Below are 10,876 nucleotides of genomic sequence, written 5' to 3'. Positions count from 1 at the left end.
TCCATAACCCAAGATGCCCCCGGTCTCTCCCGAGCGTCACAACCGTCTCTCCGGCCCGTCTCCGCCGTTCCCAGCGTCCCAGCAACCGCCTTAGCAGCGCCGGTGAAGGGCGTTCTAAGTAATACTCCCAAAAGGCGCAAGGGGAAAATTCAGAAAACTGTCAAAAACTCGCAATATTTGAATTTTTATATTTTTATCAACATCTTACAGAATTTCGATCAAGAGAATTCCCGCACCACTGCACCTAAAGTGCCCGATTTGGTACGTTAGATGAGGGGGGATGGCATTCACCGTCCCGAGTCACACGGAATCGACTTGTCGCAACCGGGTCAAAAGACTTGGGAACGGGACGCGCAGGAGAAGCAGGCCCAGAATCGTACACAGATAGATCAAAGGCTCGATCTGAAACCCTTTGGCCAGCATGACATAGTGAAGTCCCCCCAATACGGCCGCCGGATAAACCAGACGCTGCAAGCTGCGCCAGCGTGGCCCCAATTGCCGAACGGACATATTGTTAGAGGTCAAGACGAGTGGAAGCATCAACAGGAACGCTGCCATGCCAACCGTAATATAGGGTCGCTTCAGGATATCCGCCCAGATCTGGCTGAGCAATTGAACATCCAGGACCAACCAGACCAGCAAATGCAGGCTGACATAGCCAAAAGTCAGCACACCTAAAGCCCGTCGAAACTTCATCAGGTTCAGCCCGGCATACCGACGCAACGGCGAGATCGCCAGAACCGCAATCAACAGCTGCAACGCCAATTCCCCATAGCGGTGTTCAAGCGCTTCGATAGGATCGACCCCGAGACCCCCGGTCAGGCCCTGATAAAACAACCAGGGCGCCGGAAGGGCGCCCAGCAGATACACCGCCCAGACGGGTACACGGTGACATATGCGGTTCACAGTCTGCATGGTCTCAATAGTATTTCGACAAATCCATGCCTTCGTAAAGCCCCGCGACCTCTTCTTCGTAGCCGTTGAACATCAGGGTCGGAATTCGTTTGGCGAACAGACCACCACCGATCTGCCGCTCGGAGGCCTGAGACCAGCGGGGGTGGTCCACATTCGGGTTCACATTGCTGAAGAACCCGTATTCGCGCGGGTTCGCCATGTTCCAGCTGGTGGGCGGTTCCTCATCCGTCAGCGTGATCCGCACAATCGACTTGATCGACTTGAACCCGTATTTCCACGGAACAACCAGCCGCAATGGGGCACCGTTCTGATTTGGAATCGGCCGATCATATATTCCAGTCGCCATGAGAGTCAGGGGATGCATGGCCTCATCCAGCCGCAGACCTTCCCGGTAGGGCCAGTCCAGGACCGGGAACTGGACGCCGGGCATCTCATCCGGACGCAGGGCGGTCTCGAAGGCCACGTATTTCGCTTCCTCCTGCACACCCGCCATATTCAACAGATCGGCCAGTTCGAACCCATTCCAGGGGACAACCATCGACCACGCCTCGACGCAGCGAAACCGGTAAATGCGTTCTTCGACCGTCATTTCTGACATGATATCCGCAAAGTCGTAATCGCCCGGGCGATCAACCAGACCATCAATCTTGATGCTCCAGGGTTCGGTCACGAGGGTATGCGCATATTTCGCCGGGTCATCCTTGCGCGTCCCGAACTCATAATAATTGTTGTAAGAAGTGATCTCTTCCCACGTGTTCGGTTCAAGTGCCTCTTGTGCTGCCCCCGGACGCGCAATCGTGGTCAGACCGACACCGGCCAGACCGGCCATCACCTGCCGCCGGTTCAAGAACGCCGCCCTGGGGGTCACGTCGGCATGTGTCAAAGTGTTGGTCCAGCGATGCGCCATTTAAGTCTCCGTCAATAAGTCTGCCTCAGGGGTGAGGTAGTCCGCTCTTACCACAGGGCCAAAGCAATATGCGTCACGATTGGGCGACGGGACTGTAACGTATGTGAAAAATGTATGTTTTTGCCATGACGCAGATGCAATCCGTACAAATCTCGGCACCAAGCGGCCTGATCTGGCCGAATCGCAGGCAATAATCACCACGGCATGCACCCAAAGACATGCTACCCATCCGTTCCGAGATTTGAACGATCTGAGTCTCTCTGCGGACGCCTGAGTATGTGCTCATTTTCAAAACCACGAATACTGAAGGTCTGATTCAGCCCTCCACGGAGACTCCACAATGAAAAAGCTTCTTTCCACAATCGCCTTCGCAATTGCATTGACCGGCGCGCAAGCCTCGGCTCAGGAGATCGCGGATATGAGCGATCTTGAATATGCACATATCGCATACACCGCAGACAACATCGACATTCGTTACGCGCATCTGGCGCTCGCTCTGTCAGAAAACCCCGACATCCACGAATTCGCCAACACCATGATCCGCGATCATACCGCGGTGAACGAAGCTGCGCTGGGACTGCTGGAAAAACTAGGCGCAACCGCCCAGGACAATGCGTTCAGTCAAACGCTGAATGCCAATGCCGAGAAGATCATCGACAACCTGTCGCAGCTGCGCGGTGCCGAGTTTGATGCCGCCTATGCCGCCAATGAATTGGCCTATCACCAGGCGGTCAACGAATTGGTAGAAGGCACCATGATCCCGAATATCGACAACGCCGAAGTCAAAGCGCTGTTTGAACAGGGTCTTGAGATTTTCAAGGCGCATGAAGGTCATGCTGAAATGATGGTCGAGTCGCTGAACTGATGCGATCCATGGTCTCCCGCCGGAAAGTTCTAGGAGGAGCGGCGGTTTCGGCAACCGCTCTGGCCTTGGGTGTGCGGGCGGATGAGGCGCCACAGGTCCATGAGATAGCGATCAAACGCTTTACCTTTGAACCGGCGCAAATTCAGGTGAGGGTTGGTGACACACTCCGATGGACCAATCTGGACATCGCCCCTCATACCGCATCGGCAAACGATCTGAGTTGGGATACCAAGGAACTGAAGCAGGGCGAAAGCGCCGACATCCTCGTCGAAGACGGGATGGAGTCCGCCTATTTTTGCGTGTTTCACCCGCACATGACAGGCCAGATCGAAATCGTCTGAGGCCTCGGTGTTTCCAAAAACAAAAAGACCCGCCCTATGGTGGGTCTTTTTGCGGTTCATCGGTTGTTCGCGTATCAGGTTTTCCTCGGATTGGCCCTGCAAGTATTACGTCTGAGGTCGGCACTCCGAATAGGCAATCGTCGCAGAAAGGTTTACAGGGGGAGCAGCTAAACTTGCGCACGATGCGAAAAAGTGCGCTCAACTGTTGCGGGTCGCGAGCCATATCTATCGGTAAAATCAAGTTCTCCTTCAATAAAGCGATCCTCGCATTCACAGCCACGTCACATAGGTTTGAGTTAACGCGACGGAGGTTGCCCTGTTCTGAAATCGTTCAACACATACTGTTGTCTTTACAGTTTGAACGTAAAGGACACCAAAATGATCAGAGCGACCCTCATCACCGTCAGCTTGCTTCTCCTTGCCGCCTGCGAGGGCCCAAGCGGTGGCAGCGCCGAAAACCAAACGCCCGAGTTCGAGGACAGTTTCCGCAATCGCGGCAGTTGATGACCAGACGCAGGGTAGAAGCCTCGGTCATCGGTTTTGCTTTGAGACCCTCGTCCTTTAATCGCGCGAGTATCTGAACCGCAGTCTGCTTGCGCCGAAAAAGATGGGCGATCCGGTTTTTGAGGCACTGTATTGCGGTTCTTTCGGTAATGGCATTGGTCGTCATTAAGCAATATCCCTGAACCAGTGGCGCGTGCGCAGCGCCGGGATAAACGTAATCTGCGTAGAAAGAATATGAGCCAGCACAAAATCGCCAAGGTTTTGGCTGGCTTAGATTGCGGTCTCGTGGACAGCTTTGAGGGAATGGGCCTGCCCCAAAATGTTAAAGCTTCGTCACGTCGCTGTATCGGGATAGCAAAGCTTCCCGGTCAATAATTCACGTGAGTTCTCAATATTAAACGAGGCTGAACCGCGGGAAACACAATTTCGCGCCGCAAATATTGAATCATCTCGGAATTTTTTGTTCGCTTCCACATCCGAAAGTTGGTTGGCCCGTTTCCCATCGGCACGACACCCCGACCCGTCTACGGCTAAGTCGGCTGACTGGATTGTGCAGAAGCCGACAATTCTCAGATACGGTATTGTCGCCGTGTTTTTCTCATCTAAGCTTGCTGCGCGCGGGGTAATCTGTGACGCTGGGATGCCCATTCAAATAGAAAAAGATAATCTCAGGGAGAATATTGTGAGACCTCTACTGCTGTCGACAGCGATAATCTTGGGGGCCAGTGCTGCCTTCGCCAACCAAACCGATGTTACCGTCGGGCTTCAGCTGGAGCCACCGCATCTCGACCCGACGTCTGCGGCAGCTGCTGCCATTGACCAAGTTCTCTATTCAAATGTCTTTGAAGGCCTTACCCGGTTTGGATCGGATGGATCGGTAAATCCCGGTTTGGCTGAAAGCTGGTCCATTTCCGATGATGGCCTGACATACACATTCAAACTTCGGGACGGGGCAACCTTCCACGATGGGTCGAGCTTTGGGTCTGAGGATGTCGTTTTTTCGCTCGACCGCGCGCGGGGCGAAGATTCCACCAACGCGCAAAAGGCACTGTTTGAAGCGATCGAGAGCGTTGACGCGGTGGACGAGACAACGGTGAACGTAACGCTCAAATACCCCCAAGGCAATCTCTTGTTCAATCTGGCCTGGGGTGACGCGGTCATTGTCGCCGAGGAAAGTGTCGCGGACATCAAATCCAACCCGATCGGAACAGGGGCTTTCCGCTTCAGCGACTGGAAACAGGGCGACAGCATCACCCTAACGCGCAACGACGATTACTGGGGCGACGCTGCAAAACTGGAAACAGCGACGTTCAAATTCATTTCTGAACCGACAGCGGCATTTGCTGCGATGATGGCCGAAGATATCGACGCGTTCTATACCTACCCGGCGCCTGAGAACCTCGCTCAGTTCGAAGCTGATCCACGTTTTAACGTTCTTGCGGGAAACACCGAAGGTGAAACCATTCTGGCCATCAACAACAAGGCCGAACCCTTCAATGATGTCCGCGTGCGCAAAGCGGTCAGCATGGCCATTGACCGCCAGGCAATCATTGACGGGGCGATGTTTGGCTATGGAACACCCATCGGATCGCATTTTGCGCCGCACCATCCCGATTATGTCGATCTGACAGGGAACGCGCCTTTTGATCCCGACGCAGCAAAGGCGCTGCTCGCGGAAGCTGGCTATCCCGATGGCTTCTCGACAACTCTGAAGTTGCCTCCGCCTTCCTACGCCCGTCGCGGCGGAGAGATCATCGCGGCCCAGCTGCGCACAATCGGAATCGATGCCGAGATCAGCAATCTTGAGTGGGCACAGTGGCTGGAGCAGGTTTTTCGGGGTTATGATTTTGACCTGACAATCGTCAGCCATACCGAACCGATGGATATCGGCATCTATGCGCGTCCCGAATACTACTTTCAGTATGACAATGCGGGTTTTCAGGACCTGATTTCGTCGCTGGCAATCGAGACCGACCCGGCCAAGCGATCTGAGTTGCTGCAGCAGGCGCAGACGGTCATCTCAGAGGACTACGTCAACGGATATCTGTTCCAGTTGGCGCTGACATCGGTCGTAAACTCCAAGTTGGATGGCATCTGGAAAGACGCACCGACACAAGCGGTGGATTTGACGTCCGTCAGCTGGTCGGAATAACGCGCTATATGCTGCCCTACCTCGTAAAAAGACTTGGCTCGCTTTTCGTATCCCTTCTTGTAGCGAGCCTGGTCATTTTTGCCTGTATTGAAATTGTGCCGGGAGATCCGGCCTCGTTCATGCTGGGCATAAATGCGCAGCCAGATACGGTAGAAGCACTTCGGGCCGAGTTGGGGCTAAACCAGTCTGTGGCAGAACGGTACCTGTCATGGGTTTCCGGTCTGTTAACGGGTGATTTAGGCACATCTTATACGTACCGTTCCCCTGTATCGGACATGGTGGCGGATCGATTGCAGGTGTCGTTGCCTCTGGCGCTTTATGCGCTGACATTGACTATTGTTGTGGCGTTTCCGGTCGGTGTTCTTGCAGCTGCGCGTCGCGGGTCGATGACAGATATTTCTGTGATGGGGGCGACGCAACTCGGGATCGCCATCCCCAATTTCTGGTTCGCGCTGTTGATGGTGATCGTTTTCGCCATCAATCTCGGATGGTTCTCTGCCGGCGGGTTTCCAGGATGGGACGCGGGTGTCCTGGCTGGGCTGAAGGCCCTGACATTGCCAGCCGTGGCTTTGGCTTTGCCTCAAGCGTCAATTCTGGCCCGCGTCATGCGGTCCTCTCTATTGGATACACTTTCAGAAGACTATGTACGCAGCGCCCGCGCCAAGGGGCTGACGCAGGGACAGGTCATGTGGCGCCATGCATTGCGCAACGCAATGATACCCGTGCTCACGATCATTGGTCTGCAATTCTCGTTTCTTCTGGCGGGCGGGATCATAATCGAGAACGTGTTCTTCCTGCCGGGGCTTGGCCGATTGGTTTTTCAGGCGATCACACAGCGTGATCTGATCGTCGTCGAAAGTGTCGTGATGCTTTTGGTATTTGCTGTGATCGTAGTGAACTTTTTAGTCGACATTGCCTATGCATGGGTTGACCCACGACTGAGAGCCCGGTCATAGCCATGATTGAAACGGGTTTTGTCAAAAGCGCACTGCGGTCTCGCAATCTGGTTCTTGGTCTGGCGTTGACTTCGGTTTTTGCATTGGGCGCTTTGATCTCACTTGTCTGGACGCCCTATGACGTCACCGTTCTGGACATCGCCTCCAAGCTGAAGCCGCCATCACCCGAGCATCTGTTCGGGACAGATCATTTTGGCCGGGACACATTTTCAATGGTTATGGTCGGCGCTCAAACATCCATTGCAGTTGCCTTTGTCGCCGTAGGAATAGGAATGGGGTTCGGCGTTCCGCTGGGGCTTGCCGCTGCAGCGAACCGGGGAAGTTGGCTGGACGAGGTGATCATGCGGGGAAATGACCTTGTCTTCGCATTTCCGTCGCTTTTGATTGCGATCATGATCACAGCTGTTTTCGGCCCCTCGGCCGTGAACGCCATCATAGCAATCGGTATATTTAATATCCCCGTCTTTGCGCGCCTCAGCCGAGGGGCCGCCCTGCCATTGTGGACGCGTGAGTTTATTCTGGCCGCACGCGTCGCCGGGAAAGGGGCCACCCGCATATCTGTCGAGCATATCCTGCCCAATATCACCAACTTGCTGATCGTTCAGGGAACAATACAGTTCTCGTTGGGCATTTTGGCAGAAGCAGGGCTGAGCTATGTCGGTTTGGGCGCGCAGCCCCCGATCCCAAGTTGGGGACGGATGCTGGCCGAAAGCCAGACGCTGATCTCGATTGCGCCGCATCTGGCGCTGTTTCCCGGTTTTGCCATTCTGCTGACCGTGCTGGGGCTGAACCTGGCCGGCGATGGCCTTCGCGACCTGCTGGATCCACGAATCCGGAGAACCGGGCGATGAATCTTCTGAACATTCGCGACCTCTCGTTAACCGTTCATGGCACGCAAATCCTCGACCGTGTGTCGATTGACATAGAAGCAGGAGAAGTTTGCGGGATCATCGGTGAAAGTGGCTCTGGCAAATCTCTTACGGCCTTCTCGGTGATGCAGCTTCTTCCTGATGGTTCGAAGTGTTCCGGAGCGATCTACTTGGACGGCAAGGATGTCTTGCAAGTCGGCGAAGCAGCCATGTGCGATATTCGCGGGAAGACCGTCGGAATGGTGTTTCAGGAGCCCATGACAGCCTTGAACCCAGTACAGACAATCGGCCAGCAGGTCGCTGAAACGATCCGCATTCACGAGGGCACGACCCGTGCCGAAGCGATGGTGCGTGCCGCGGAAACTTTGACTCGGTGCGAGCTGCCGCAAGATCGTTTCCCTCTTTCACGCTACCCGCACGAATTGTCGGGAGGGCAGAGACAGCGGGTGGTGATCGCGATGGCGATTGCATTGCGGCCCAAACTGTTGATTGCGGATGAGCCGACAACCGCGCTTGATGTGACCACCCAGGCCGAGATTCTCAGGTTGCTCAAGCAACTCGTTTCCGAGGACGGTATGGGCTTGATGCTGATCACGCACGATCTGGCGGTCGTAACTGATATTGCAGACAATATTGTCATCATGAAGACCGGTCAGGTCGTGGAGCGCGGCGCGGCTGCATCTCTTCACCAAAGGATGCAACATCCCTACACCAAAGCGCTGTTTGAAGCATCGACACACCAGCCGGACGCATCCTCTCATATCGAGGATACTGTTCTGCTCCGCGTCGAAAATATGGTTCGCGAATATGCCGGTCCACGCAAATCTCTTTTTAAAAAACCCGCACCGTTTCGTGCGGTCAACAGCGTCAGTTTCAACCTGCGGCGCGGAGAATGTTTAGGGCTTGTGGGCGAAAGCGGGTGCGGAAAGTCCACTCTGACACGGGCAATCCTGGGATTGGATGCCATTCAGGGTGGGTCGATCCGGCTGAATGAGCTGGATGTTCAAACAGACGATACAGCCCGGCAAGGGATGCAGGTTGTCTTTCAGGATCCATATGGCTCTTTCAACCCGAGACACAAAGTCGGGCGGCTGATTGCGGAACCTTTCTTTCGGTTGGAGCGTCAAGCAACCGATGAGGAAATCGCCGAATCCCTGGTATCCGTCGGCCTCAAGCCCGCTGATCGTGACAAATATATTCACGAGTTTTCAGGTGGTCAGCGACAGCGCATTGCCATCGCACGCGCATTGATTACAAAGCCGGAACTCATCATTCTGGACGAGGCCGTTTCCGCACTCGACGTCTCGATCCGCGCGCAAATTCTGGACCTGCTGGCAGATCTTTCCGCCGAGCGCGGCCTGACCTATCTTTTCATCACGCATGATCTGAGCGTCGTAAAAGCGATCTCTGATCGCGTTTTGGTCATGCAGAACGGCGAGATCGTCGAAGAAGGGCAGACCGACACGGTCTTCCGTTCGCCACAACAGGAATACACGAAGACACTGATAGCAGCGGCCCCACAGCTGACTTCGTTGGAACGCGCGCGCGCATGAAATGAGTAGATCAGGGCCGTACCGGGCCGCGAGTGTGACCCCTGATGGGGTGTTGCCGGTTTGATGGATGAGAAAACTAGGAAATGTCTATGCCTCTGACCGTTTTTGGAATTGACCCCGGAACCTGCATGATCGGCGGGAGTTGGGTACCCCCTGCATCCGGAGACATGCTTGATTTGATCAACCCATCTGATTCCTCAATCTTGTGCATGATCGCGAAGGGCGGACCTGAAGATATCGACCGCGCCGTTCAAGCGGCCGAAGCAGCTTTGCTGGGGGTTTGGGGCAAGGCAACGGCTGTAGAGCGCGGCCGGATCCTGGCCAGGCTGGGCGCACTGGTTCTGGACAACATCGATGAGTTGGCGCGGCTTGAGGCCAGTGATGTCGGCAAACCGCTCACACAGGCCCGTGCCGATGTCATAGCACTTGCCCGTTACATGGAGTTTTATGCGGGTGCGGCTGACAAGCTCCACGGTCAGACTATTCCCTACTTAGACGGCTACACCGTTTACACATTGCGCGAACCCCATGGCGTCACGGGCCATATCATCCCCTGGAACTATCCGATGCAGATCATCGGACGCTCGGTTGGTGCAGCGCTGGCCACAGGGAACGCTTGCGTTCTGAAACCCGCCGAAGAGGCATGCCTGACTGCGCTGGCCTTCGCGGAACTGGCAAAACGGGCCGGGCTGCCTGACGGCGCGTTGAATGTTGTTCCGGGACTTGGCAAAGAAGCGGGCGCAGCGCTCAGCCTGCACAAGGGCGTGCATCACGTATCCTTCACAGGATCTGTTGGCGTAGGCAAGCGTATTCAAAAAATGGCAGCAGACAACGTTGTCCCGGTGACGCTGGAGCTTGGAGGAAAATCTCCGCAGGTGTTCTTCGATGATGCGGACCTTGTAGCGGCTTTACCCTTTTTAGTGAACGCCGGTATCCAAAATGCGGGCCAGACCTGCTCGGCCTCATCACGCATTCTCGTCCATGAAAGTCGATACGATGAGGTGCTGTCGGCAATGTCGAAACGATATGCTGATTTACGAGCCGGACCTGCCCTTGCTGACCTCGATCTCGGGCCGCTCGTCTCCCATCGGCAGAAAGAGATTGTCGAGAACTTCATCGCAATGGGGTCTGATCTTGAAGTCGCAGCCCAGGGAGAAGTTGTAGCGTCTGCTCCAGAAACCGGCGCCTATGTCGCGCCAACGCTTTTTGCGAATGTACCTCCCGATCATATCCTCGCTCAGGACGAGATTTTCGGGCCGGTGCAAGTCGTCGTTCCGTTCTCGGACGAGGATGAGGCCGTGTCCATAGCCAATGGCACGGAGTTTGGTCTTGTGGCAAGTTGCTGGACGCGTGACGGCGCTCGTCAGATGCGCATGGCCAAACGCTTAAAGGCGGGTCAGATATTTTTGAACAATTACGGCGCTGGAGGTGGCGTTGAACTTCCTTTTGGCGGCACAGGTCTATCCGGTCATGGTCGCGAAAAAGGCTTTGAAGCACTTTATGGCTTCACAACCCTGAAAACAGTCGCTGCATCACATGGATAGCGCCAAACGAGCATTCACGCTTCACTTGGCTGACGGTACTGACAATGCAGACGGGGGTGCTGGAGGGGTTTTTTGTTGGAGATATCCAGGAAAAGAGGAGCCGCAACAGGTTGCACCATCGAAGCTGTTCTTTGCTGTGCAGGATAGCACTAGTGTAGCACCGTTACCGCCCTCCGGCGCCCGGAACGAACGAGGCTGTCTTCTCGTAGCTTACGGCTTTGCACCTCTGGCGTTCAGGATATGAGCCTGACGATGTGAAGTCGTTAAGCA

11 protein-coding genes are annotated in these 10,876 nt (G+C 55.1%); 9 read left to right on the top strand and 2 right to left on the bottom strand.

The genetic code is table 11. From position 1 onward, the window contains the following. On the top strand, nt 1–270 hold a 270-nt coding region (locus ACRZ9X_RS22210), incomplete at its 5' end, for a hypothetical protein (RefSeq protein ID WP_480522278.1). Between the two features lie 30 nt (nt 271–300). Here ACRZ9X_RS22210 and msrQ read toward each other — a convergent pair. Then, nucleotides 301–915: a protein-methionine-sulfoxide reductase heme-binding subunit MsrQ gene (msrQ, locus tag ACRZ9X_RS22205; RefSeq protein WP_480522277.1), complete on the bottom strand. Its 615-nt coding sequence runs from the start codon at nt 913–915 to the stop codon at nt 301–303. 4 nt (nt 916–919) lie between these two features. Then, on the bottom strand, nt 920–1,822 hold the full coding sequence (msrP, locus tag ACRZ9X_RS22200) for a protein-methionine-sulfoxide reductase catalytic subunit MsrP (protein WP_480522276.1): 903 nt from the start codon (nt 1,820–1,822) through the stop codon (nt 920–922). 340 nt (nt 1,823–2,162) lie between these two features. Here msrP and ACRZ9X_RS22195 point away from each other — a divergent pair, with 340 nt between their 5' ends. From ACRZ9X_RS22195 to ACRZ9X_RS22160, 8 genes are all read left to right on the top strand, one after another. Further along, nucleotides 2,163–2,687 carry a DUF4142 domain-containing protein gene (locus ACRZ9X_RS22195; RefSeq protein WP_480522275.1) on the top strand — a complete coding sequence of 175 codons (525 nt, stop codon included), beginning with the start codon at nt 2,163–2,165 and terminating at the stop codon, nt 2,685–2,687. An 8-nt stretch (nt 2,688–2,695) separates the two neighbouring features. Beyond that, nucleotides 2,696–3,028 (top strand): cupredoxin domain-containing protein, encoded by a 333-nt coding sequence (locus ACRZ9X_RS22190; protein WP_480522274.1) that lies wholly within the window; start codon nt 2,696–2,698, stop codon nt 3,026–3,028. A gap of 378 nt (nt 3,029–3,406) precedes the next feature. After that, nucleotides 3,407–3,532, top strand: coding sequence for a hypothetical protein (locus tag ACRZ9X_RS22185; protein WP_480522273.1), 126 nt, complete (start codon nt 3,407–3,409; stop codon nt 3,530–3,532). A gap of 682 nt (nt 3,533–4,214) precedes the next feature. Then, the gene (locus tag ACRZ9X_RS22180) at nt 4,215–5,684 is read left to right on the top strand and encodes an ABC transporter substrate-binding protein (RefSeq protein WP_480522272.1); all 1,470 of its coding nucleotides are present in this window, start codon (nt 4,215–4,217) and stop codon (nt 5,682–5,684) included. An 8-nt stretch (nt 5,685–5,692) separates the two neighbouring features. Further along, on the top strand, nt 5,693–6,640 hold the full coding sequence (locus ACRZ9X_RS22175) for an ABC transporter permease (RefSeq protein ID WP_480522271.1): 948 nt from the start codon (nt 5,693–5,695) through the stop codon (nt 6,638–6,640). Nucleotides 6,641–6,642: 2 nt separating this feature from the next. Continuing rightward, a complete protein-coding gene (locus ACRZ9X_RS22170; protein WP_480522270.1) occupies nt 6,643–7,491 on the top strand; it encodes an ABC transporter permease in 849 nt (282 codons plus the stop codon). Beyond that, nucleotides 7,488–9,062, top strand: coding sequence for an ABC transporter ATP-binding protein (locus ACRZ9X_RS22165; RefSeq protein ID WP_480522269.1), 1,575 nt, complete (start codon nt 7,488–7,490; stop codon nt 9,060–9,062). The genes ACRZ9X_RS22170 and ACRZ9X_RS22165 overlap by 4 nt, the downstream gene beginning before the upstream one ends. An 83-nt stretch (nt 9,063–9,145) precedes the next feature. Next, nucleotides 9,146–10,606, top strand: coding sequence for an aldehyde dehydrogenase family protein (locus ACRZ9X_RS22160; protein WP_480522268.1), 1,461 nt, complete (start codon nt 9,146–9,148; stop codon nt 10,604–10,606). Nucleotides 10,607–10,876 lie beyond the last annotated feature (270 nt).

The sequence above is a fragment of the Ruegeria sp. AL1 genome, assembly GCF_056540905.1.
Note: the sequence above shows the minus strand (reverse complement) of the source record. Positions and strands in the feature narration are given on the sequence as shown.